This window comes from Flagellimonas algarum (assembly GCF_040513375.1).
Lineage (GTDB): Bacteria > Bacteroidota > Bacteroidia > Flavobacteriales > Flavobacteriaceae > Flagellimonas_B > Flagellimonas_B algarum.
In genome coordinates this window covers 727,254-751,528 of record NZ_JBEVTG010000002.1, presented here as the reverse complement: position 1 = coordinate 751,528, position 24,275 = coordinate 727,254, and the positions used below count along the sequence as shown (strand labels likewise).

18 protein-coding genes are annotated in these 24,275 nt (G+C 47.9%); 2 read left to right on the top strand and 16 right to left on the bottom strand.

From position 1 onward, the window contains the following. Window positions 1-14: 14 nt before the first annotated feature. The 3 genes from ABV409_RS10675 to ABV409_RS10665 form a co-directional block, all read right to left on the bottom strand. Complete coding sequence (locus tag ABV409_RS10675; protein WP_353877575.1) at window positions 15-392, bottom strand: hypothetical protein; 378 nt, start codon at window positions 390-392, stop codon at window positions 15-17. A 61-nt stretch (window positions 393-453) separates the two neighbouring features. Beyond that, entirely contained in the window at window positions 454-1,128 is a 675-nt protein-coding gene (locus tag ABV409_RS10670) for a helix-turn-helix transcriptional regulator (RefSeq protein ID WP_353877574.1), read from the bottom strand. Between the two features lie 10 nt (window positions 1,129-1,138). Then, entirely contained in the window at window positions 1,139-1,714 is a 576-nt protein-coding gene (locus ABV409_RS10665) for a YdeI/OmpD-associated family protein (RefSeq protein WP_353877573.1), read from the bottom strand. Between the two features lie 82 nt (window positions 1,715-1,796). Between ABV409_RS10665 and ABV409_RS10660 the strand changes: the two genes are divergently transcribed. Beyond that, complete coding sequence (locus ABV409_RS10660; RefSeq protein WP_353877572.1) at window positions 1,797-5,201, top strand: ThuA domain-containing protein; 3,405 nt, start codon at window positions 1,797-1,799, stop codon at window positions 5,199-5,201. A gap of 19 nt (window positions 5,202-5,220) precedes the next feature. Here ABV409_RS10660 and ABV409_RS10655 read toward each other — a convergent pair whose 3' ends face one another. From ABV409_RS10655 to ABV409_RS10630, 6 genes are read right to left on the bottom strand one after another with little or no spacing between them, the layout of a single operon-like run. Beyond that, window positions 5,221-5,745 (bottom strand): GNAT family N-acetyltransferase, encoded by a 525-nt coding sequence (locus ABV409_RS10655; protein WP_353877571.1) that lies wholly within the window; start codon window positions 5,743-5,745, stop codon window positions 5,221-5,223. Window positions 5,746-5,750: 5 nt separating this feature from the next. Further along, window positions 5,751-7,382, bottom strand: a complete 1,632-nt coding sequence (locus ABV409_RS10650) for a M1 family metallopeptidase (RefSeq protein WP_353877570.1) — start codon at window positions 7,380-7,382, stop codon at window positions 5,751-5,753. Window positions 7,383-7,393: 11 nt separating this feature from the next. Then, window positions 7,394-8,713 (bottom strand): M28 family peptidase, encoded by a 1,320-nt coding sequence (locus ABV409_RS10645; protein ID WP_425590007.1) that lies wholly within the window; start codon window positions 8,711-8,713, stop codon window positions 7,394-7,396. Between the two features lie 14 nt (window positions 8,714-8,727). Next, a complete protein-coding gene (locus ABV409_RS10640) occupies window positions 8,728-9,348 on the bottom strand; it encodes a TMEM175 family protein (protein WP_353877568.1) in 621 nt (206 codons plus the stop codon). 10 nt (window positions 9,349-9,358) lie between these two features. Next, entirely contained in the window at window positions 9,359-10,543 is a 1,185-nt protein-coding gene (locus tag ABV409_RS10635; protein WP_353877567.1) for a nuclear transport factor 2 family protein, read from the bottom strand. Beyond that, window positions 10,540-12,750, bottom strand: a complete 2,211-nt coding sequence (locus tag ABV409_RS10630) for a bifunctional alpha,alpha-trehalose-phosphate synthase (UDP-forming)/trehalose-phosphatase (RefSeq protein ID WP_353877566.1) — start codon at window positions 12,748-12,750, stop codon at window positions 10,540-10,542. The genes ABV409_RS10635 and ABV409_RS10630 overlap by 4 nt, the downstream gene beginning before the upstream one ends. A gap of 99 nt (window positions 12,751-12,849) precedes the next feature. Between ABV409_RS10630 and ABV409_RS10625 the strand changes: the two genes are divergently transcribed. Further along, on the top strand, window positions 12,850-14,649 hold the full coding sequence (locus ABV409_RS10625) for a glycoside hydrolase family 15 protein (protein ID WP_353877565.1): 1,800 nt from the start codon (window positions 12,850-12,852) through the stop codon (window positions 14,647-14,649). Here the strand turns inward: ABV409_RS10625 and ABV409_RS10620 are convergent. The 7 genes from ABV409_RS10620 to ABV409_RS10590 all read right to left on the bottom strand — a co-directional run bounded on the left by ABV409_RS10620 (window position 14,642) and on the right by ABV409_RS10590 (window position 24,213). Then, entirely contained in the window at window positions 14,642-16,087 is a 1,446-nt protein-coding gene (locus tag ABV409_RS10620) for a pyridoxal phosphate-dependent decarboxylase family protein (RefSeq protein WP_353877564.1), read from the bottom strand. The two genes, ABV409_RS10625 and ABV409_RS10620, sit on opposite strands and share 8 nt — an antisense overlap. A gap of 99 nt (window positions 16,088-16,186) precedes the next feature. Next, complete coding sequence (locus ABV409_RS10615; protein WP_353877563.1) at window positions 16,187-17,998, bottom strand: acyl-CoA dehydrogenase FadE; 1,812 nt, start codon at window positions 17,996-17,998, stop codon at window positions 16,187-16,189. A 20-nt stretch (window positions 17,999-18,018) separates the two neighbouring features. Further along, entirely contained in the window at window positions 18,019-19,209 is a 1,191-nt protein-coding gene (locus tag ABV409_RS10610) for an acetyl-CoA C-acyltransferase (protein WP_353877562.1), read from the bottom strand. Between the two features lie 4 nt (window positions 19,210-19,213). Continuing rightward, on the bottom strand, window positions 19,214-21,619 hold the full coding sequence (locus ABV409_RS10605; protein ID WP_353877561.1) for a 3-hydroxyacyl-CoA dehydrogenase/enoyl-CoA hydratase family protein: 2,406 nt from the start codon (window positions 21,617-21,619) through the stop codon (window positions 19,214-19,216). A 19-nt stretch (window positions 21,620-21,638) separates the two neighbouring features. Further along, window positions 21,639-22,085 carry a MarR family winged helix-turn-helix transcriptional regulator gene (locus tag ABV409_RS10600; protein WP_353877560.1) on the bottom strand — a complete coding sequence of 149 codons (447 nt, stop codon included), beginning with the start codon at window positions 22,083-22,085 and terminating at the stop codon, window positions 21,639-21,641. Between the two features lie 97 nt (window positions 22,086-22,182). After that, window positions 22,183-22,431, bottom strand: coding sequence for a hypothetical protein (locus tag ABV409_RS10595; RefSeq protein WP_353877559.1), 249 nt, complete (start codon window positions 22,429-22,431; stop codon window positions 22,183-22,185). A 12-nt stretch (window positions 22,432-22,443) separates the two neighbouring features. Then, window positions 22,444-24,213, bottom strand: coding sequence for an AMP-dependent synthetase/ligase (locus ABV409_RS10590; protein ID WP_353877558.1), 1,770 nt, complete (start codon window positions 24,211-24,213; stop codon window positions 22,444-22,446). Window positions 24,214-24,275 lie beyond the last annotated feature (62 nt).

Here is a 24,275-nt window from a genome sequence, read left to right as displayed (position 1 = left end):
TTTGTAAGGACCGGTCATTCTTGTATCGCGAAAACCTCGAAGTGTTTCATGGAAATGCTTTTCGGGTCGATCAAGGAAAAGTGCTGCATGACTTCGGGCATGTGTTGTACTTTTTCGGCAGCTTCGAGGGCCTTGGCTTTTGATTCCCAATAGACAACGTCCAAGAATTCACCAGCTTCGTTCATGGAAGTCGTTCGTGAGAGAAACCCATCGAATTCCTTTACAATGGCATTGGTGGCTTGCATCGCTTTTTGCAAAGAATCGTTGCTGACCCCTTGATTCGGTCTGAAAACGACCATTTCTACACAGTTCATAGTGCGCATAGGTTCTTGTTTTTGGGCGGTGGCTGCTAGACTATACAGTGCCATCATCCCGGTTACTATTCGTTTCATTGTCTTGTTTTCAACAAAGATCAAGAGGCAGGGTGACAACCCTATGTCGCGCTAATCGTGTTTATCGGTATTTTTTGAAATAATGGTCTAGGGTGAACTGGTTGGGGGGGAAGGATTCGGAAAGGAAATCCAATTTTGCGATGCGATCCAATCGAAATTCACGTTGGTCGTTCCGCAATTGACAAAAGGCCACCATGATCCAATGGTCTTGGGTGAAATATAAGGCTAGCGGATTTACGGTGCGTTCCGTTTCCGAACCGTTGGAAGCCTTGTACCGGATGCGTATCGATCGGAACTCAATGATGCAGCGCTGGATATCGATTAGGGAATCACTGCTTTTTGGCGTTGGCGATAGGCTAGGGGCGATTCGGTCATGAAGTTCGAACACCGTCCGCTTTTCAGTAGTGCGCATTACGGCGGTCACCTTTTCAACCACCTTATTGAAATACCCGACCAAAGAAGCATCCTTATTTTGCCCGACCAAGGCACGCGCCGTTACGATTGCTTGTGATTCTTCAGTTGTGAAATGAACGGGGGGCAACTGATAACCCTCCATGAGGAAATACGCCTCGCCTGGTTCATAGCCGATGGGTACGCCGGTCTCTTCCAAGGCTTTGATATCGCGATAAATGGTGCGAACGCTGACGTCGAACGTAGCGCTGAGGTCTTTGGCCTTGACGCTTTTGGTGGATTGGAATTTGATCAATATCGCGGTCAATCGGTGTAAGCGTTTCATAGGAAGTCGATTAGCGGGTGGTTCTTGATTTGATGTTGGCTGCGCAAAGGGCGATGATTTCTTCGATGCGTTTTTTACGGGTCTCTGGGCGTTTGGCTTGATGCAGCCAATACAGGTAGCTCTTTCGATACCCTGGGGCAAACATCTGAAAGTTCGCAAAGGCTTTCGGGTGGGTATCGAATGCTTGCTGTAGTTCGTCAGGTATCAGTCCGTTCTCGACATCATCAAGATCCGACCAGGAGCCATTTTCCTTGGCAACAGCGATTGAATGGTAGCCACTTTTATGGATAAGTCCTTCTTTTTCTAGTTCGATAAGATGGGTCTTGTTGACTTTGCTCCAAACACTTTTAGGTTTTCGACGACAGAAATACTGCCGCCGCTTACCGTTGCCCAAACTTTTTACCGTACTGTCGATCCACCCATAACATAGCGCTACCCGTACCGCTTCTTCCCATCGCATACTGGGTTGGGCATGGTCGATTTTGTAAAAAATCAGGTAAATTCCTTCTGACCGGTCATGGTTGTCGTGCAGCCATTTCCGCCATTGGGTGTCATTTTCGAAATAATGTTCTTCCAGTTGTGACATTAACGTTTTTTGATCGGGGGAGAAGTACCCCTATCCCCCAAATATTGACTACTTTAGTTCACCACCTAACAAATGTATGAATATGAAAAGAGTTCTTTCCCTTGCGGCCGTATGCCTCGTGCTGGCCGTTTGTTTGACAAGTTGTGACAAGAAAAGATCGGGGCCTCCCAAGGTTTTGGTGTTTTCAAAGACCATGGGGTTCGAACATGCCTCGATTCCTGACGGGATCCGGGCCATACAAAAGTTGGGCGATGAAAATGGTTTTGAGGTCGATACCACCACCAATGCGGCCAAATTCACTGATGAGGAACTCCAAAAGTACTCCACCGTAATATTTTTGAGTACCACGGGCAACGTGTTGGATCATTATCAAGAAGCAGCTTTCGAACGCTATATACAGGCCGGTGGCGGTTACGTAGGCGTTCATGCCGCAACGGATACCGAGTACGACTGGGGTTGGTACGGCAAGTTGGCCGGCGCTTTTTTCCTGAGCCATCCAGCAGGTACCCCTAAAGCCGACTTTATCATCAAGACGAAGGCTTTTATGGCCACGCAATTCTTCAAGGATTCGGTTTGGACCCGAACTGATGAACTATACAACTTCAAGAAGTTGAATCCTGACGTCAACGTCTTGATCACTGTTGACGAATCGACCTATGAAGGCGGTGAAAACGGCGATTTCCATCCGATGAGCTGGTATCATGAATTCGATGGGGGGCGCGCGTTTTACACAGCGGCCGGCCATACCTCCGAAAGCTTTGAAGAGCCTTTGTTTCTACAGCACTTGCTAGGTGGCATAACCTATGCCATTGGTGAAAACCTCGAATTGGACTACGCGAAGGCGACCACCCAGATCCCGCCCGATACGGATCGTTTTAGCAAGAAAACCTTGGTGGTCGGCGAGTTTTTCGAACCTACCGAAATGGCCGTTTTACCGAATAATGACGTATTGATCGCCCAGCGACGAGGTGAGATCATGCACTATTCCGCTGAAGAAGGAACCTTAAACCAAGTTGCCTTTTTGGATGTATATCACAAAACACTGGAGACCCCGGGAGTCAACGCGGAAGAAGGTTTGATGGGCCTTCAAAAAGACCCTGATTTTAAGAACAACCACTGGGTTTACACTTATTATGCTCCTAGCGGAGATCAATGGGTGAATCGCCTGTCCCGGTTTAAATTTGAATCTGGAAACTTTGATTTGGAAAGTGAACAAGTTATTCTCGAGGTTGAAAGCCAACGGGAGATTTGCTGCCATACCGGTGGGTCGATCACTTTCGGCCCGGGAGGGTTGTTGTATTTGTCGACCGGCGATAATTCGACCCCATTCGATGAACCGGGTGCTGCTTATGTGAACAACGGTTACGCCCCATTGAACGATTTGCCGGGCAAGGAACAATACGATGCCCGACGTTCTTCGGGTAACACCAATGACCTGCGGGGTAAAATCCTTAGGATCAAAGTGAATGAAGATGGTAGTTACAGCATTCCGGAAGGCAACCTCTTTCCGGAAGGCACGGAAAGGACCAGGCCTGAAATCTACACCATGGGCCACCGTAACCCTTATCGCATCTCGGTCGACCCTAAGAACGGCTACCTGTATTGGGGTGATGTCGGTCCAGACGCCCGTCAAGACGATTATGCAGCCCGCGGTCCAAGGGGGTATGACGAAATGGGACTGGCACGTGAGGCCGGAAACTATGGCTGGCCTTTGTTCATAGCCGATAACAAACCCTATGTCGATTACGATTATGCTACCGGTGAAAGTGGGGCCGCATTCGATCCCGAACACCCTATAAACGACTCTCAAAACAATACGGGCCTTCGCGAATTACCCCCAGCACAGCCAGCGTATATTTTTTATCCCTATGCCGATACCCCAGACTTTCCGCAGGTAGGTACCGGCGGGCGAAATGCGATGGCCGGACCGGTGTATTATGCCGACCTATATCCTGGCAACGAAAACCTTCCTGACTATTATAACGGAAAAGCCATTATTTACGAATGGATGCGTGGGTGGATGATGGCCGTCAATCTTTTTGCGGATGGAAGCTTTAACAAAATGGAACCCTTCGCGACCGAAATCGAGGTCAATAGCTTGATCGACATGGAATTGGGTGATGATGGGCGTATTTATCTATTGGAATACGGTAGTGGATGGTTTACCAAAAACGACAATTCCGCCTTGAGTTTTATTGAATACAATGGCGGCAATCGTGCGCCGTTGATCGATGAATTGACCGTAGATCGAACCTCTGGGAGCTTGCCATTGACCATCACGGCCAGCGCTAAGGCACATGATCGCGAAAAGGATGCGATCGTTTATCAATGGGATTTCGGAAATGGCGAAACCCTAGAGACGGAAGAGGGTATGATCAACCATACTTTCGAAGAAGCGGGAGAGTATACGGTTACGCTAACTGCCAAAGACGCCCTTGGGGAAACCTCTACTAGCAAGACGCTCTCCGTCACGGCAGGAAATTCAAGGCCTGAGGTTACCATAGATTTGAAAGGGGGCAATTCGTCCTTTTTCATTGCAGGTGTTCCTGTCGCCTACGAAGTCACGGTTACCGACCCTGACGCTGGGGAGATCGACCCCAAGAACATCTTCGTTTCGGTCGATTACCGTCAGGGTATGGATCAGGTGAACCAATCACTTGGACATCAACAGGTTTCAGCTGCCGTAATGGGTAAGGCTTTGACCCAATCGATGGATTGTAAAACCTGTCATAAGGAAAAAGAGGCTTCGATCGGACCGAATTATCTGGAAATCGCGGAACGCTACAAAGATGAAGACAATGCTTTGGGATATTTGATGACCAAAATCGTCGAAGGAGGCGGTGGCGCCTGGGGTGAAGTGGTCATGCCAGCGCATCCGAACATCACCGCTGAAGAATCGAACCAAATCGCTTTATACATCCAATCTTTGGTCGCTGACGCGAGCCAAGAACCCTCATTACCCGCAAAAGGGACCATTGTACCCAGTCCTTCAGGAAACGCCAATGTCATGGTTTTGACGGCCAGTTATACCGATGAAGGAAACGGCATCGGCAAACCTTTGACCGGTATCCGTTCGGCGGCATTACAGAGCAGTACGGTTACTTTTGCCGGAGAACTGGCATCAGAAGGTTTTACCCAAGTGAAATTCGGAGGTATGGATTTGTTGGTGGTTCCGGATGATAGCGGATGGTTCGCCATGAACGGAATCGACTTGACCGGGGTCAGTGCCGTGAATTTAACGGTTGGATGGCAAGCGCCACCAACTTCGAAGTTGACCTTTGAACTACGGAACGGTGCTGCCGATGGCCCGTTGTTGGGCAAAGGGAGCATGCCGAAGCCCGTTGAAGGGCAACCGGCCGGGTTACTAAGTATGGTGTTGAATGAAAAGGTCAACGAGGTGTTGGATCTCTACTTCGTTTACGTTCCGGAAACGGACGAGGAACGCGGTCCGGCCCCTGTGGCGTTGATCAATGCCAGTTTCAATTAACTAATGAGCCTACGAAGGGCTATTTACGTATCGCAAAAGTGAGTCCGTCTTCCTTTTCGGTATGTAAGTGGCCCAAGGGGCCTGTTTTATCGATCAATTCACCACCCAACTTGCCTACGGCTTTTTGAGATCGTAGGTTGTATTTGTTTACGTTGAAGAGCACGACATCAAAATACTGATGCGCATGTTCGATCATCAAGCCTTTGAAGGAACGGTTATAAGTTCCCCCCCAAAAGGCCTTTGATAAAAAGGTCCATCCGATTTCAATGGCCTTACTTTCAGCATTGGCGATTCGAAAGCGGGAGCTTCCGATAATCCGTCCCGATTTTTTATCGATGATGGCAAAAGCCCCTTTTGAAGCCATCGCTCCATCGAAGAAGGTTTTGAACACGGACTTTTCCCAGCGATCGGGATTCTGGTGTTGCTCCCAGATTTCCGGATCTGAGGCCGCTTGGTATACGGCATCGAAATCACCCACTTCGAGGGGTCTTATCAATACGAGGTCATTTTCCAAAGTGGGCTGTAGGTAGTTTTCTTCGTTCAAGAGGCTTAACGTTTGGTAGCGTTGATATAAAAGTTCCGATCGACCTCGAATTCAGCGTTACGTCCGACGGCTTCAGGATGGGATGTCCAATCGGCCTTTGGAAAAACCCATTGTTCCTTTCCACCGATCTTCACCTTGACGGGCATATCGAAATCTTTGACGATGTTCTGGTAGCGGTATTCCAGCGCTTTTCCGTCTTGACGGTATTCCAATACCGGTACCATGGCGGTTCGGAGGTATTGGTTGAAAAAAGCCGAAAGATCTTTCCCGGTCATCGTAGACAGGTATTGCTCGATTTGTTGGGTAGTGACCGTTTGATGGTAAAAGGTTTTGTTCAGACCACGCAAGATGCTCCGCCATTGTTCATCATCCTCGATCAATTGACGCAAGGTATGCAACACATTGGCCCCTTTGTAATACATATCCCCAGAACCCCTTTTGTTCAGGTTATACCGTCCGATAATAGGCTTGTCGTTCATAATGCGCTTGCGGGTACCGATCACATAATCGGCCGATGCCTCGGAACCATAATGGTAATCGAGAAAAAGGTTTTCCGAATAGGCGGTGAAACTTTCATGGATCCACATATCGGCAATGTCTTTGTAGGTGATGCTATTGGCAAACCACTCATGACCGGCCTCGTGAATGATGATGAAATCGAATTTCAGGCCCCAGCCCGAATCTGAAAGATCGATACCCCGATACCCGTTCTGATAGCCATTTCCATAGGTGACCGAACTTTGGTGCTCCATGCCTAAATAGGGTACTTCGACCAGCTTGAAACCGTCTTCATAAAATGGATAAGGTCCGAACCAATGCTCGAAAGCTTCCATCATGGGTTTGGTCTGTTTGAACTGTTCCTTTGCTTTTTCGAGGTTGTCGCGAAGTACGAAGTAATCGAAGTCGAGTTCCCCGTTTTCTCCTTGGTAGGTTTCACTGAAATGGGCATAGTCACCGATATTGATGTTTACACCGTAGTTGTTGATCGGATTGCGTACGAACCAATGGGTGGTCTTTGTGTCCCCGTTTTCTTCGATTCCCTCCAGACGTCCATTTGAAATGTTCATGAGGTCTTTTGGAAAAGTCACGCTGATCCGCATGCTATCCACTTCGTCGTACATGTGGTCTTTATTGGGCCACCAGATACTGGCCCCAAGTCCCTGACAAGAAGTGGCCACGAAGTGTTTGCCATTTGCATCTTTTTTCCATGATAATCCGCCATCCCAAGGCGCCCTAACGGCTTCTTTAGGGTATCCGGAATAATAGACATCCAATTCATGAAATGATCCCACCGCTTGATTGTCGTTCACTAAGACGAAATAGGCGTTTTCCCCTTCTTTCTTATACGAAAGTTCTTTTCCGTCTTGAACGATCTTTTCGATTTTCAAGGGGGGTTGTAAATCGATTTGTAACACTTCATTGGCGTGAAGCACTTTATATCGGATCGTGTTCTTGCCTTTGATGAATTTCTCATCGGGCCGCACCTCGATATCCAAATGGTAGTAGTTCAGATCCCACCAAGAACGCTCTGGTGTGATGCTACCACGTAAAAATTCATCTTTGGTGTAGCTCAGGTCTTCCTGAGCCATGGTCTGCAGGGTATAAAACCCTATGAGCAACAGACAAAGTTTTTTCATGTATTCCATATTTATCGAAACACGGCATTTGGAAAAACCACCGGACTTTCATGTCCGTTTTCCGCAACAGCGGCAACCCCAAAAAAGAAATTGTCGATGACGATACCGGTTAGAGTTTTTTGTAGAACGTTTCCTACATACATATAATTGTCCCAAGTGGGTGAAGTTGTTTCCCTCCAATAGATCTTATACCCGATCGCGCCTTTGACGGCACTCCATTTTAGCTTTGCCGAAGGTTCGACGACCCCCCCGATTTCAACGGTTTCAGGAGCTGGAGGTGCCCAGGCCAAAGCCGCAAGGGTAATGGCATTGACCGCAGTTAATTTTTTGGTGTATTCGAAATCCACATGTTCGAGCACATCGCCATAAGCGATACCATCCTCTACACGGATGTCTTGATGTTGCTGGGTGTAGTTTTCATGGGATTCCATAATCCGAATACCTGCATAGCCTTCATCATTGAACGGGCGATGGTGGCCTCCACGGCCAAAGCGATCCAAACGGTACACCATCATCGGATTCATTTCGGGCATATAGGTCTTAGTGGTCTTATGGACATATCGTGCCAATTGCCGTGAAATACCATCAACTTCTCCCCCATAAAACCGTCTAGCCCTCCGTTGTCTTTCGGTTTCGTTCGGGGGCACTGGTTCGGAAAAAATCCTGAAATCGCGATTGCTGATCACCCCATCGACCCCTTTGATGTTTCCGATCATATCGTTGTTGATTACTCCGACGATTTCCCAATTGTTTTTCTTGGCATAAGCGGCAAGCCCTTTACCTCCAAAAAGCCCTTGTTCTTCCCCTGAAAGCCCTACATAGATGATACTGCTCTCAAAGCGGTATTTAGTAAGTACCCTAGCCGCTTCCAATGCACCGGCCATGCCCGTGGCATTGTCATTGGCCCCTGGTGCGTCAGAGGTGAAATCGTTGGGGTCACTCACCCTTGAATCGATATCACCACTCATGATGATATAGCGGTTTGGGAACTTAGTACCACGTTGGATGGCCACCACATTGACCACCCAAACATCATCAACGATGCGTTGGTTCGCTCCTTTCTCCACCAGGTCTTTTTGATAAAAGACCTCCAAACAGTCATTACAGGCTGCCGATATCGTTTCAAATTCCGATTTGATCCATCGTCTGGCCGCTCCGATGCCGCGCGTATCAGAGATGGTATCACTTAAGGTGTGTCGGGTGCCAAAGTTCGCCAAGGTCGTGATATCGGCCTGCAGCCGCTCGGCCGAAACGGCATTGATGATATCATACAGGCGGGGATCGCTCTGGCCATTTATTGAATGGGCCAGCAAGAACCCTAAAGAGAGCATCCAGAATTTTGTTTTCATGATAAACGATTTTTTTCAAATTGCACTCCGTGCACATAACATAAAGGTCCAAGTAGGGCATAGATCAAACCGGGTAGGGCGAATAGCAACCCGATTTTGAATTTTGCCAAAAGGATCGATAATAAGGAAACGAAAACATAAATACCAAAATGGCGGGCATAGAACAACAGCTGAATGGCGTTTTCAATGGATTTCGTCTTTTTGTAAGCCCTGAGGTACATCAAGGAAAAGCATAGGAATATCAAGAAAAAACCAAGACTGTAGAGCTGGAATAGTGATGAAAATTCCTCAACGTTCAATCCGTTGCCACTGGCCCAGGTATCGATCAACGATTTCAAAGGGAAGATGTAGTATAACACCACGAACAGCAAAATCGAATTCAGGGCGATGATCCAATTGTCCATATGTTTGGTCCGTCTGAAAAAATTGTAGTGCACCGACCACAAGCTGACCAATACGAAAAAGCTGACCCCGAAACTCAAGAATACCCGCCAATCGACCTTCAAGATCGAACCGCTGTCGGTATCGCCTACCGAAACCACCAGTAAGGTGGCAGCGAAAGCGAAAACAGCATCACTGAAGGCTTCGATACGGCTGATGTTATGTGGGAATTTCACAAAAGGGAAATTATCTTAAAAATGTGACTTTGGCAATTTTACCGTTTTCCACTTCATAAATGGCCACGGCCGAAAAGTTTTGGCCGTTGATGGTCAAGAATTCCTCATCGATGACCTTGTTACCTATCACGATCCTGTTCTTGATCTCACAATGCAGGTCGGGCGTCGATTCAAAGAAACCTTGGTATTGTTTCCTCATGGCGTCCAATCCTTGTGCCGTCTGTTCACCGGGGAAATTAAACAAGGTAATCGAATCGGCATAGGTCGCCAAAAAGGCATCGATATCGCGATTGTTGTAGGCGTCTAGCTGTTTTTGGACAATGGCTTCGGGGGAAGTGGAGGAAACCAAGACCAATTTTCGACCGTCGGGACTAAATACCAAACGGGTGATTCCACCCAAATCGGCATCGTTGAAGGTATGAAAGGGTTCCCAATCTGCTCCTTTGCTAGGGTCCAATTTCAGCAAGATGTTCTTATAGGCGATTACGATAAAGCCCGAAGGATGCCATGCATAATCCTGCACCTCCCGAATCGGAATGACCAATGGACCTGTTGCTTTGGAATTGGGGTCGAACGTCAATATATCATTATTTCCGTTATTGGATTTGACATACGAGACCATACCTTTTCCGGGCACACGGCCAAGCCCTCTACCGACCTTGGTTTCAATGGTGTCTGAGACTTCCTTTTTTAAATCGTTCAGTACTAAGTCCATCCTATTATCCACCAAAACCGTGGTGACGAGCGTATTGGGGTCGTACCAATAATGATAACCGACCTTGGCGTCTTTTAGAATGCTTTTGTCGGTCCCTTTTTTGATGTTGTAGCGATACAGACGCTGTAATCCGGTGGTGTCAAGTCGAATGGCGGAAATCGCATTACTTTCTGGAATTCGGGTAGGGGAGTATTCGCTGCCTTGCGGGGTGTCGGTCAACCAGGTCGTTGTTCCTGAATCCATAGCATAAGACCGAATATCCGTTTGACCGTTCCTTGTCGAGGAAAACAAGATCGTATTGGCATCGAAAAACGAGGGCTGGTTGTCATAGCCCTCATTTTGGGAAATGTTCGTCTTTCCGGAAATGGAAATACTATCGCCAGCAAGGGTGAAGTCGAAAAGATAAATTTCGGTATCGCTCTGGCCAAAGGCCAAAGTTGACATCAAAACGCATAAAATAAGGTTGGTAGATCGTCTCATAATCCCATTAATTCAGTTAAAAACAGCCGCACTTTCTTGGTGCCTTCCACATGGTACTTGGCTTGGGTCTTTTTAAGGCCCACTTTGATGGTCACCGCACTTTCAGGCAAGTCTTGGAACATGAATTCGTCGGTCCAATCGTCACCGATGGCCATGATGAAATCATAGTTGCTTTCCGCAAGCATGCGAACCGAAGCGCGGCCTTTGTTCACGTTACTACTTTTGACTTCAATGACCTTATTGCCGTTCAAGACACTGATATCGTCATTACCGATAAGTCCGGTCAAAACGGTATTGAGTTCCGTTGCCCGCTTCTCCCCAAAATCGGGATCGGTGTTGCGGTAATGCCACGCTAAGGAGTAGTTCTTTTTCTCGATAAAGGAACCCGGCGTCCGATCCACGAAGGATTCCAAAACCGGCTGTACCTTGTCGATCCAATCGTCTTTGACCTGTTCGAGTAGTTTGAAGGACGCTCCGCCTTGCGAAATCCACACCCCATGCTCGACGATCATGTTATACTTCCTATCGATGAACCATTTGGTAAAGGTCTCCTTATCGCGGCCACTGATCAAAAAGAGGGTGGTGTTCGGCTGTTGGTGCAACCGATCTAAAATGTCATATAACTCGGCATCGGGTACGGCTTTTTGGGGATCCTTATGGAATCCGGTCAGGGTGCCGTCGTAATCCAAGAAGAGAATGCGGTTGCCCGCTTGGCGGTACTCCTTTGTGATGGATTCCACCAAATCCTTGTTCAGCTTGCGGGAGACATAGGTTTCCAAATTGGCTTTTTGATGGTCCAAGACACTCATAAATTCTTTGGCCCACACCTCGACATTATAGCGTTGTAAGCGATTCTGCAAAAACATGTTTCGAGCCATTTGTTCTTTCAAAGGCATGGTGATCGCCTGTTTCAAGGTGTCTGCCTGTTGTTCGAAATTGTTCGGATTGATCAGCAGCGCTTCGTTCATTTCATAGGCGGATCCAGCCATTTCACTGAGGATCAAAACCCCCGATTTATCGGTGCGGGTCGCTACATATTCCTTCGCGACGAGATTCATGCCATCGCGTAACGGAGTCAACCAGGCAATATCGCTCGACGTATAAAGATCGATGAGGTTTTCGAAAGGGAGCGAACGATAGAAGTACCAGATGGGCGTCCAGTTCACCGTTGAAAGTTCCCCATTGATACGACCGACCAACTCATCGATTTCACGTTTCAAGACCTGGTATTGCGGGACATTGGATCTCGATGGTACGGCCAAAATGATCAAGCGGACCTTTTCTTTATACTCCGGGTATTTGTTCAAAAAGTATTCGAAGGCGTTGATGCGCTGGGCAATCCCTTTACTGTAATCGAGGCGGTCGATGGATAGGATCAACTTCCCATCGGGGACGGACTCTTTATGGGCGTCCAACTTTTTTTGCAAATCGGATCGTTCAGAAGCTGCGTTTTCATGATGGACCTTAGCGGCCGCACTGAATTTATCGTAGTCGATGCCCATGGGAAACGAATCGACCTTGATGACCCGATTTTCCAGAAAGATATCGTTAAAACTTACTTCCAAGCCCAATAAACGGCGAACGGAACTTAAAAAATGCCTTTCGTAATCATAGGTATGGAAACCGATGAGATCAGAACCCAACAAACCTTCCAAGATTTCTTCACGCCAGGGTAGGGTCCTAAAAATCTCATAAGAGGGGAAGGGGATGTGCAGGAAAAAGCCGATGGTAGCATTGGGTCGTTGCGCCTTCACCATTTGGGGTACCAGCATCAATTGGTAATCGTGCACCCATATGGTATCGTTTTCACCCGATTGCTCCAAAATGGCATCGGCGAACTTTTGGTTTACCGCTTTGTAACTGTTCCAGAAATCCAATTCGAATTCGGAGTATTCCAAAAAATAATGGAACAAAGGCCAGATGGTCCTGTTGCTGAAACCGAAGTAAAACCCATCGACATCCCTTTTGGTCAGATTGACCTTGGCACAGCCGTGCTTTTTCAAGGCCTTGTCGATCTCTGGTGCCAAAGGGGCCGGAATATCCTCATCGGTCAGTCCAGACCAGCCGATCCACAAACTTTCACCTCCGCTGTGCACCGATTTCATTCCCGTGGCCAAACCGCCGACGCTGGGTATGGCCGAAAGACCGCCATCACTTATTTGCAGTTGGACTGGCAGCCTATTGGAAATAATTATAGTTTTACTCATCTAAGATATTTTATCGCAAAAATGTAATAAAAAAGGGGTTTTTCGGTTTTATAAGAAAGAAAAAACCTACAATACACAGTCGAAACATAGTTACGTTGCATGGATAACCTAAATTACGGAATAATCGGTAACTGCCGAAGTGCCGCTTTGATTTCCGATACCGGATCGCTGGATTGGTGCTGTTTACCGCAGTTCGATTCCTCTTCGATTTTCGCCAAACTTCTCGATGAGAAGAAGGGGGGCAGTTTTGAGATCTTGACCCGATACAATTACGAAATCACCCAGAAGTACTTTCGCAATACCGCCATTTTGATCACACGGTATTCGGATGGGGAGAATACTTTTGAAGTACACGATTTTATGCCGCGCTACCATAAGTTGAGCGGCAAATACAATGCGCCACCCGAGGTCGTTCGATACATCAAACACATTTCGGGTGCACCGAAGTTCAGCGTGCTTTATGACCCCAAATTGGTGTATGCCCAGGGCGAGACCACGAATTACGTCAAGACGAATTTTATCGTTAGCCTGACCAGTAAACGAAAGTTCGATACACTCTTCCTTTACACGTCTTTCGATAAGGAAACGGTGGTCAATGGCGGTGAGATCACCCTAAAAGAAGACGGTTTTTTCTCGATTTGTTATAACGAAAAGATCTTTAAACCGACTACCGAAAAGGTTTCATTGGAGTTGGAACGTACCAAGATCTATTGGTTGGATTGGGTGGATCGCACCCCTTCCTATAAGAAATTCAACGACCAGATCATGCGCAGCGCGTTAACATTAAAGATGTTGACCTATGATAAGACCGGGGCCGTACTGGCCGCTGCCACCACCTCTTTGCCTGAAACCATAGGAGAGGTCCGGAATTGGGATTACCGCTTTTGTTGGATACGGGATGCCTCGATGGTCATCAAAGTGGTCTCGGAATTGGGCCATAAAAACTCCGCCAAGCGCTACTTGCAGTTTATTATCGATTTGATGCCCGACAAGGACGAAAAACTCCAGATCATGTACGGGATCAACAAGGAGAAAAGACTGACCGAGAATACCCTCGAACATCTTGATGGGTATAAGGGATCCAAGCCGGTACGTACCGGAAATGCCGCTTATAAGCAAAAACAGAACGATATCTATGGTATTTTGATGGACGTCATTTACGAGCAGTTGATGAAGTTCAGCAACGATATTGAAAACGGTGAGGAACTTTGGAGCATTACCAAAGGAATCGTTTGGATCGTCAATAAGCACTGGAAGGAACCCGATAAGGGTATCTGGGAGTTTCGTGGCGAAGACCGTCATTTCACCTTTTCGAAGGTACTCTGTTGGGTGGCTTTGGATCGTGCCATCAAGGTCGCACGCATATTCGGAAAACACGGGAAGATCAAGAAATGGCAACCCATCGAAGAAGAAATTCGGGCCGATATTTACGAAAATGCATGGAACGATGACGTTCAGGCCTTTGTACAATCCTACGGATCCTACCATCTGGATGCCTCCGTTTTATTGATGGAGTCGTACGGGTTCATCGATGCCAAAGACCCGAAGTTCGTCAGTACCGTGAAGGCCATCGAACGTGATTTGAGCAATGACGGACTATTGTACCGCTATAAAAACGAAGATGATTTCGGCTTGCCCTCTTCTTCGTTCACCATTTGTACGTTCTGGTTCATCAATGCCTTGTTCAAAATCGGGGAGGAAGAAAAAGCACTTGCCCATTTCGAACAGTTGTTGGGATATAGCAATCACTTGGGCTTGTTCAGTGAGGACATCGATTTCAAAACGAAACGCTTGCTCGGGAATTTCCCACAAGCATATTCCCATTTGGCATTGATCGAGTGTGCGATCAACTTTTCACGCAAGCACAGCGAGGAGAAAATTTTGGAATCGATCAGTTAACGAGCCCGACTGCAAGCTTTTGGGCCTTGCTTTCAAGCTCTTGTAGCAATGCACGCAAGTGTTCCATCGTGGTGAACGGATTCATCAACGATATCCGTAAATAAAGAATGCCACGTAGCTTGGTCTGTACCAAGTAAAACCGGCCTTCTTCCAAGAGAATTTGTCTGATTTCAGCATTGATACCGTCCAATTCCGATTGGTTTAAGTCACGATGTGTCCACCTGAAGCAAACAATGTTCGATTGCGGTGGTGTGGCGATTTCAAAACCAGGATGATTCTTCAGTTCCGTGGCAAAGGCTTTTCCTAAATCGAATTGGCGGGTAACAAAACTGTCAAAGACGGCTTCACCATACACCTTCAAAAGAAGGTACCAATGGAGGCTCATCATCGTCTTGGTACATTCGAAGGTCTTTTTTCCGCTATTGAACCACTGTTCTTCAAGCGAATCATCCAATAGGTAATCCGCGGTTTGGCTGAAGGTGTGTTGTGCGTCCCTTTTGTTTTTGAACAGCAATGCCGTGGTGATTGTTGGCAATAACAACATTTTGTGGCCATCAATGACGACCGAATCGGCCTTTTCGATGCCGGAGACCAATGGGGCGTATTTTTTTGAATAGATAGCGGCCCCACCATGGGCCCCGTCGACATGGAACCAAAGGTTGTGTGTTTTAGCGAATTCCGCTATGGCTTCAAGATCATCATAAGCTCCGGTAGCCGTTGAAGGGGCAGATCCAACAATGGCGAATATCTCGATACCCTTTGCGGTCGCTTCCTGAAAGTAAGTCTCCAGGGTAGCCACGTCCATCGAGTGGTCTTTTTTACCGGGAATCTTGATGATCCCTTGCTCCCCTAATCCCATAATTTTGGCAGCACGGTCGATACAGTAATGGGCCTCCTCGCAAACCATAATACCCAAAGCACCCTGATGCCCCTGATTCCAGACATCACCACTCGCTTTGGCCCTCCGTGCCGAGAGCATGGCCGTCAGATTGGCCAAAGTACCTCCCGAGGTAAGAAACCCACCGGAGTCTTCAGAATACCCGATACGCGCGCAAATGCTATCAATGACCACACGTTCAATGGCCGATGGGGCCATACCCATTTCATATACGGCCATTCCATTGTTCAACAACCCACTGACCATACTGGTCAAAGCAGTAAGTGGTGCAGTGGCCGCCACTTGATGCCCGACATAGCGTGGATGATGGGTGTGGATGGTTCGGGCCAGGATTTCATCTAAAAAGTCATTGGAATCCCCCTCTTTCAAAAAGGATTGCCAAAACTCCAGTTCCTTTTCGGGCGTATTCCAGGCAATAACCCTTTCGGTATGCCCTTTGGTAGTCCTTTCAAGATGGGCCGTCAAGACTTCGATAAAACGTTTTCCATGGGCCTCAAAGGCTTGTGGGTCATACAGCTGGTCAAGCAATTCTTGGTTCATGCCATAAAGGTAAACCCAACGGTCATGCTGGCAAAATGCACATAAAAAAAACCGCCCGATAAGGGCGGTTCTCAAATTAGCTTGGTGAAGCTATTTGAATTAGTCGAAGGTATACCCATTATCAGCAGCCACCTTATCGGCTATTGCCGTACGTAAAGCCACTACATTGGGTTGGTTCGTATATTTCGTAAAGCGCTTCAAGCCCATCAACATCATGCGTTGTTCGTCTCCGTCAGCGAAAGAAACGATGGCTTCCTTCCCTTTTTGGACTACAATGTCAACGGCGCGATAGAGGTACAGGCGTGACATGGCTATTTGGGTCGCTTGAGCTTCCTCACCATATCGTTTGGCGTTTTTCTCGGTTCGGAGAATAGCCGACTCGGCCAAGTAAACTTGGATCAAGATATCAGAGGCCGCCATTAAAAGTTGTTGGTGCTTCTCCAATTCGGTTCCGTACTTTTGCACCGCACTTCCGGCAACCATCAAAAATACTTTTTTCAGTCTTGCGACCAAGTCTTTCTCTTCGGCGAAAAGTTCTGAAAAGTCAGGAGTGTCAAAAGATGGAATTCCCATCAGCTCTTCGCCGACTGCCGTGGCAGGTCCCAAAAGATCGACATGGCCTTTCATGGCTTTTTTCACCAACATGCCCACAGCGAGCATGCGGTTGATTTCGTTGGTGCCTTCATAGATGCGGGATATCCGCGCATCCCTCCAGGCCGACTCCATCGGGGTATCAGCACTGAATCCCATGCCCCCAAAAATCTGTATGCCCTCATCGGTAGTGTCCTGAACGTGTTCGGAAACCGCCACTTTCAATATGGAGCATTCGATGGCATATTCCTCGACACCTTTGAGTTCGGCTTCTTGATGGGTGTTTCCATTCGCTTCGCGGATGGCGATGCGGTCTTCGATATTCTTGGCGGCACGATAACAGGCTGCCTCATCAACGTAGGCATTGGTCGCCATGTCGGCGATCTTGGCCTTGATGGCCCCGAAATTCATGATCGGCGTCTTGAATTGTATGCGTTCGTTGGCGTAATTCACCGCTTCGTTGATCACACGGCGTTGTGCCTCCAAACAGGCGGCTGCCAATTTGATTCGACCGACGTTCAAGGCGTTCATGGCGATTTTGAATCCATTGCCACGCTCCGACAACATATTTTCAACCGGAACAACGGTCTCGTTGAAGAACACTTGGCGTGTCGACGAGGAATGGATACCCAATTTCTTCTCTTCGTCGCCTAGGGTGATGCCATTGCTTGGGTCGTTCTCGACGATAAACCCGGTAATGTTCTTGTCGTCTTCGATGCGTGCGAAAACAATGAAGAGACTGCAGAAGCCCGCGTTCGAAATCCACATTTTCTGCCCGGTGATCTTGTACGATTTGCCGTCTTCGGAAAGCACCGCCTTGGTCTTACCGGAGTTGGCGTCCGATCCGGCTCCGGGCTCGGTTAGGCAATAAGCCCCGAACCATTCACCAGAGGCCAATTTGGGCACATACTTTTGTTTCTGCTCTTCGGTTCCGTATAGGGTAATGGGCATGGTACCGATACCGGTATGTGCCCCGAAAGCCGTACTGAATGAACCGGTCGCACCTGAGATGTAATCACAGACCAACATGGTCGAAACAAAGCCCATTCCCATTCCGCCATAGGCTTCTGGGACCGCTATGCTCAACAAGCCCAACTCACCGGCTTCACGCATGGCTTCTTCGGTATAGGCGTAATCTTTCTTCTCAAACTTCTCCCAATGCGCCCAAAGTTTTCGATCGACGAATTCCTTGGTGCTTTCCCGCATCATTTGCTGTTCTTCGGTCAGGTCTTCTAGGGTGAAAACATCCTCACATTGCGTTTCTTTGACCAGAAACTGGCCTCCGCGAAGGATTTCCTTTTCCATTGTTTCAGTACTCATAGCTTATCTTATTCTATTAATCAATTCAAAAATTCAAATATTCCAGCGGCACCCTGTCCGGTACCTACACACATGGTCACCATGCCGTGTTTGCCCTGCATGTTCCTTTTTCGCATCTCGTCGAAGAGTTGTACCGAAAGTTTGGCCCCGGTACAGCCGAGGGGGTGTCCAAGGGCAATGGCACCACCATTGACGTTGATGATGTCAGGATTCAATCCCAATTCACGGATTACCGCCAAGGATTGGGAGGCGAAGGCTTCGTTCAACTCGATCAATTCGATATCGTTCTGTGAAAGTCCCGCCTGCTTCAAAGCTTTCGGTACGGCTGCCACCGGGCCGATACCCATAATTCGGGGTGGAACCCCGGCAGCGGCGTAATTGACCAAACGGGCAACGGGTTCAAGATTCAATTCCTTGACCATTTCTTCACTCATGACCATAACGAAAGCGGCACCATCGCTGGTCTGTGAAGAGTTTCCTGCCGTTACGCTTCCGTTGGCGGCAAATACCGGCCGCAACTTCGCGAGTGCTTCTTTAGAAGTACCTCGTCGCGGACCTTCATCTTTGGTTACGGTGAACTTTTTGGATGCTCGCTTACCGTTTCCGTCGACATAGGTCTGTTCGACCTCTATCGGTACGATTTGATCTTGAAAACGATCTTCATCAAGTGCTTTCAAGGCTTTCATATGCGAATGGTAGGCGAATTCGTCTTGGTCTTCGCGCGAAACTTTGTATTCCTGGGCGACCGCTTCGGCCGTATTTCCCATTCCCCAATAGTAATCTTCGTGTCCGGAATGGACTAAATCGTAGTTCAATTCGGTCTTGAATCCCGTCATGGGTACGGAGCTCATACTTTCAACTCCCCCGGCGATAATACAATCGGCCATTCCGGCCTGTATTTTAGCGGAAGCGATTCCGATGGTTTCCAATCCTGAAGAACAGAATCGGTTAACGGTTACACCGGGTACGTCGACGATGTCCAATCCCATCAAGGAAATCAATCGGGCCATGTTCAAGCCTTGCGAGCCTTCGGGCATGGCATTACCGACGATAACATCATCAATCCTGGTTTTATCGAATTCAGGCAATTGCCCGACCAAATGTTCGATGGTCTCCGCTGCCAATTCATCGGCCCTTTTGAATCGAAACCCTCCTTTTTTGGATTTGCCGACCGCGGTGCGGTATCCTTTGACTATATATGCTGTTTTCATGTTTTTAGTTTCTAAGGGGTTTTCCTGTTTTCAACATATGCTGTATGCGTTCAAGGGTCTTTCTTTCGGTACAAAGGGAAAGGAAGGCTTCACGTTCGATATCCAGAAGGTATTGCTCCGAAACCATCGTGGGTTCCGAAAGGTCACCTCCTGCCATGACGTAGGCCAACTTGTTCGCAATTTTCTTATCGTGTTCACTGATGTAACGGCTGGCTTCCATGGCATCGGTACCGACCAAGAACATACCCAACGCCTGTTTTCCCAATACCTTGACGTCTTTGCGACTTGGCGGTTTGGTGTAGCCAGCTTCGGCCATTAGTTTCGCGTGGGCCTTGGCCGTAGCGATCTGGCGGTCTTTGTTGACCACGACCACATCCTTACCCTTTTGTAAGATGCCCAAATCGAAGGCCTCATAGGCCGATGTGGATACTTTGGCCATTCCGATCGTCAAAAAGTATTCTTGTAGGATGTTCAATTCGACGTCCCCTTTACGGAACGAGTCTGAGGCCCGCATGGCGAATTCCTTGGATCCACCACCACCCGGGATAACCCCGACACCGAACTCGACAAGCCCGATATAGGTCTCTGCCGCTGCAACGACCTTATCGGCATGCAATGACAGTTCGCAACCCCCGCCCAAACACATGCCATGGGGGGCAGAAATGGTCGGAATCGACGAATACCGCATGCGCATCATCGTATCTTGAAACATCTTGATGGCCATGTTCAGTTCGTCGTATTCTTGTTCGACGGCCATCATGAATATCATGCCGATATTGGCACCCACTGAAAAGTTGGCGGCCTGATTTCCGACGACCAAGCCTTGGAAGTCTTTCTCCGCAAGGTCAATGGCCTTATTCAAACCGGCTAAAACATCACCGCCAATGGTGTTCATTTTGGACTGGAACTCACAGTTTAGGATGCCATCTCCCAAATCTTCGATGACAACACCTGAATTTTTGAAGACCTCATTACTCTTACGGATATTGTCAAGAATGATAAACGCGTCTTGTCCAGGTACTTTCACCATTGCTTTTTTCGGAATATCGTAATAGTGGGTGGCCCCATCCTTTACCGAATAAAAGGAGCTGATACCGGCCGCTTGCATTTCAGTGACCCAAGCCGCTGGCTCCTGTCCTTCGGCTTTGATGAACTCCAATCCTTTATCGAGCCCTACGGCGTCCCAAATCTGGAAAGGGCCGTGTTCCCAGCCGAAACCGGCCTTCATGGCGTCATCGATTTTATAGAGTTCGTCGGTAATTTCAGGAATGCGATGTGATACGTAAGCGAACAATTGCCCGAAGCTTTTTCTATAGAATTCCCCGGCCTTGTCTTTTCCGCCACATAAGACTGCAAAGCGATCGACCACTTTGTCAATGGTCTTTGTTAGTTCCAAAGTCGCGAATTTCGCCGATTTCTTGGAGCGGTACTCCATACTGTCGAGGTCCAGGGTAAGGATCTCACTCTTTCCGGCATCGTTCTTTACTTTTTTGTAAAAACCTTGTCCCGACTTACTACCCAACCATTTATTGGCCATGAGGGTGTCGATGAAATCGGGAAGTTTGAACAGGCCATGTCTTTCGTCATCGGGGCAGTTTTCATAGAGCCCGTTGGCGACATGCACCAAGGTGTCGAGACCGACGACATCGACGGTACGGAAGGTGGCTGATTTAGGTCTTCCGATAACGGGACCGGTTAGTTTGTCGACTTCTTCAACGGTCATTCCAAGGTCTTTCACCGCATGAAAGAGACTCATGATGCTGAAAATACCGATCCTGTTCCCGATAAAAGCCGGCGTGTCTTTGGCCACCACCGAAGTCTTTCCCAAAAACTGTTCACCATAACCGTTCAAGAAATCAAGGACCTCGGTATCGGTCTTCGGACCTGGGATGATTTCAAAGAGCTTGAGGTATCTGGCAGGATTGAAGAAGTGGGTTCCGCAAAAATGTTTTTGGAAATCCTCACTTCTTCCCTCACTCATGAAATGTATCGGGATGCCCGAGGTATTCGAAGTAATCAAGGTGCCAGGTTTCCGGTGCTTTTCGATGTTTTCGAACACTTGTTTTTTGATGTCGAGCCGTTCAACAACGACTTCGATGATCCAATCGACATCTTTGATCTTGGCGATATCGTCTTCCAAGTTCCCCGTGCTGATGCGATTGGCGAATTTTTGATGATAGATGGGGGAGGGTTTGCCCTTAAGGGCGGCTTTAAGTGAATCGTTGACTATCCGGTTGCGGACGGCCTTGTCCTCAAGGGTGAGTCCTTTGGCCTTTTCGGCATCGCTCAGTTCCCTGGGTACGATATCCAAAAGCAAAACTTCGACCCCGATATTCGCGAAGTGACAGGCAATGCCACTTCCCATTATTCCGGAACCGATTACCGCAACATTATTGATGTGCCTTTTCATGTAACTTATGATGGATTAATTAGTTCGTTGATTTGATATAGATTTCCTTGTCGGCGATCAATTTGTTGATCGCCTCCATGGTTTTGTAGAAGCCTTTCAATTCGTTTTCACCGACCGTTCCTTGAACGACATCATTGAACCGCATGACCACTTCTTTCGAGTCTTTGCGCTTCTCGATACCTAGAGCGGTCAAATGGATCAAGACCCCGCGACCGTCTTTGGGGTTGGGCCTGCGTTCGATGTATCCCTTTTCTTCAATACTTTTCAAAATGCGGGAAAGGCTGGTGGCCTCCATGCCCATTCTAGGGCCAAGGGCGGTACTCGGTGTCCCTTTTTTGGCGTCGATGCTCAACAACGTAAAGCCAATGGCCATGGTCAGCCCATAGTTCTTCGCTTCTTCGTTGTACATTTTTGTGACCGCTTGCCAAGTTGCACGGAGTGCCCAGTCGATTGTGACTTCTTTCATTTGGGAAATTTCGATTCCAAATATACTAAAATTTATTATGCATGCATAATAAATATTTAAGCGATCACTATTCGGCTGTGACGTTTAAATCGAAAATTCAGGATGGGTTTTGCCCTCTTTTTTTGAGTTCACTCCCGACACTGGAAGCGAAAAGGGCCGGAAATATGGAAAGTGGTCCGAACACCGTAGGAACCAAGAACAAAATTGAGGAATTACCGCCATCGCTACTTTCCATGATACCGTAAACCAGCATCACGACCGTAAACAGCAAGGCTACGATACTCAGACCGAGTAAGATCTTTTGCGCCTTCTTCAATTGTTCGGTGGTGTATTTTTCGTAAGCCATGGCAATCAGGGATCAATACCCGTAGATGTCATTGTAAAGCTTCAGGTATTTCTCCTTGACGATTTTCCGACGCAATTTCATGGTCGGGGTCAGATGGCCGTCATCGACACTCCATACGTCTGGAGTCAAACGGAATTGCTTCACTTTTTCCCATTTGGCGAAATCCTCATTGGCCAGGTCGACTTCTTCTTGGAGTCGGGCCAAGACCTTGTCGTTGACGATAATATCCGATTTTTGACTGATGGTGATATCGTTGCTTTCGGCCCAACTAAAGAGCATGTCGAAATTCGGTTGTATCAAGGCTGCCGGCATCTTTTCACCTTCTCCGACGACCATGATCTGTTCGATGAAGACCGATTCTTTAAAACGGTTTTCCAACAGTTGCGGCGCTACGTACTTTCCGCCCGAGGTTTTGAACATTTCTTTTTTGCGATCGGTGATCCTCAGAAAGCCATCGCTATCGATTTCCCCGATATCCCCAGTGTGGAAGTAGCCATCTTTAAGCACTTCCGCGGTCTTTTCGGGGTCTTTGTAATAGCCTTGCATGACATTAGGGCCTTTGCAAAGGATCTCGCCATCCTCGGCGATCTTGACTTCTACGCCTTTGATGATGCGTCCGACCGCTCCGATTTTCCATCCGCCACCTTCTTCTTGATTGACTGAGATGACCGGAGAGGTTTCCGTGAGGCCATAGCCTTCCATAACGGGCATTCCGGCAGCACCGAAGACACGTCCTAAACGTTGTTGTAGGGCCGCACTACCCGAAACCATGGTCTCGAGATTACCGCCAAGGCCTTCTTGCCATTTACTAAAGATCAGCTTACGGGCCAAGCCCAACTTGGTTTCATACCACCAACCGTTTTGCCCATAAGGTTCGAATTTCAACCCTAGGTTGACGGCCCAGAAGAAGAGTTTCTTTTTGAGACCGGTCAGGGCAGTCCCCTTGGCGATGATCGAATCGTATACTTTTTCCAAAAGTCGCGGCACCACCGTCATAACGTTCGGTTTGATTTCCTTGACGTTATCACTGATCTTGTCAAGGCCTTCGGCGAAGTAGACCTCGATGCCACAATATTGATAGAGGTAGAGGATCATCCGCTCGAAGATGTGACAGATCGGTAAAAAGCTCAAAGCGACGCCCCCGGCCTTAAAAGGCACCCGTTCTTTACTCGATATGACGTTCGAGACGATGTTGTTGTGGGAGAGCATGACCCCTTTGGGGCGACCCGTGGTGCCCGAGGTGTAGATCAAGGTGGCGAGATCTTCCGGTTTGACGGCAGCCTTCCTTTTTTCAACTTCATCCTGATTCGAAGTGTCGGCGCCTTGTTCCAAGACTTGGGTCCAATGATCGCAATTGTCCAACTGGTCAAAAGAGAACACCGCTTTTAATTTTTTCAACTTTCCACTAATGGCCAACACTTTGTTCAATACATCTTGGCATGAAACAAAGCAATAAACGGCTTCCGAGTGGTTCAGTACGTATTCGTAGTCTTCTTCGGAGATGGTGGGATAAATGGGTACGTTTTGTGCTCCGGTCTGAAGGATACCGATATCCATGATATTCCATTCCGTGCGGTTGGTCATAGAGATGACCGCGATCTTGTCATTGGCATTTACGCCCATTCGAAGCAACCCTCGGCTAATGGCATTGGCCTTGTCGATATACTCTTGGGTAGACGTCGACACCCATTTACCGGAGTATTTGGTAACCAAGGCATTATCAAGGGGGTTGTTCGCTAATTGGTGGTATGGAAAATCAAAAAGTCTAGTTACTGTAGCCATAGTAAGTTTCTCTAAAGAAATTGCAAAATAGGGAAAGGAAGGCGGATTTTAAAATGGATATG

What these genes read in the sequence shown, in the direction of transcription:
- ABV409_RS10590 (WP_353877558.1), bottom strand. Translation starts at nt 24,213, where the DNA reads ATGGCTACAGTAACTAGACTTTTTGATTTTCCATACCACCAATTAGCG.
- ABV409_RS10620 (WP_353877564.1), bottom strand. Translation starts at nt 16,087, where the DNA reads ATGAACCAAGAATTGCTTGACCAGCTGTATGACCCACAAGCCTTTGAG.
- ABV409_RS10605 (WP_353877561.1), bottom strand. Translation starts at nt 21,619, where the DNA reads ATGAAAAGGCACATCAATAATGTTGCGGTAATCGGTTCCGGAATAATG.
- ABV409_RS10615 (WP_353877563.1), bottom strand. Translation starts at nt 17,998, where the DNA reads ATGAGTACTGAAACAATGGAAAAGGAAATCCTTCGCGGAGGCCAGTTT.
- ABV409_RS10645 (WP_425590007.1), bottom strand. Translation starts at nt 8,713, where the DNA reads ATGCTCTCTTTAGGGTTCTTGCTGGCCCATTCAATAAATGGCCAGAGC.
- ABV409_RS10630 (WP_353877566.1), bottom strand. Translation starts at nt 12,750, where the DNA reads ATGAGTAAAACTATAATTATTTCCAATAGGCTGCCAGTCCAACTGCAA.
- ABV409_RS10600 (WP_353877560.1), bottom strand. Translation starts at nt 22,085, where the DNA reads ATGAAAGAAGTCACAATCGACTGGGCACTCCGTGCAACTTGGCAAGCG.
- ABV409_RS10665 (WP_353877573.1), bottom strand. Translation starts at nt 1,714, where the DNA reads ATGTCACAACTGGAAGAACATTATTTCGAAAATGACACCCAATGGCGG.
- ABV409_RS10610 (WP_353877562.1), bottom strand. Translation starts at nt 19,209, where the DNA reads ATGAAAACAGCATATATAGTCAAAGGATACCGCACCGCGGTCGGCAAA.
- ABV409_RS10650 (WP_353877570.1), bottom strand. Translation starts at nt 7,382, where the DNA reads ATGAAAAAACTTTGTCTGTTGCTCATAGGGTTTTATACCCTGCAGACC.
- ABV409_RS10675 (WP_353877575.1), bottom strand. Translation starts at nt 392, where the DNA reads ATGAAACGAATAGTAACCGGGATGATGGCACTGTATAGTCTAGCAGCC.
- ABV409_RS10660 (WP_353877572.1), top strand. Translation starts at nt 1,797, where the DNA reads ATGAAAAGAGTTCTTTCCCTTGCGGCCGTATGCCTCGTGCTGGCCGTT.
- ABV409_RS10670 (WP_353877574.1), bottom strand. Translation starts at nt 1,128, where the DNA reads ATGAAACGCTTACACCGATTGACCGCGATATTGATCAAATTCCAATCC.
- ABV409_RS10625 (WP_353877565.1), top strand. Translation starts at nt 12,850, where the DNA reads ATGGATAACCTAAATTACGGAATAATCGGTAACTGCCGAAGTGCCGCT.
- ABV409_RS10595 (WP_353877559.1), bottom strand. Translation starts at nt 22,431, where the DNA reads ATGGCTTACGAAAAATACACCACCGAACAATTGAAGAAGGCGCAAAAG.
- ABV409_RS10635 (WP_353877567.1), bottom strand. Translation starts at nt 10,543, where the DNA reads ATGAGACGATCTACCAACCTTATTTTATGCGTTTTGATGTCAACTTTG.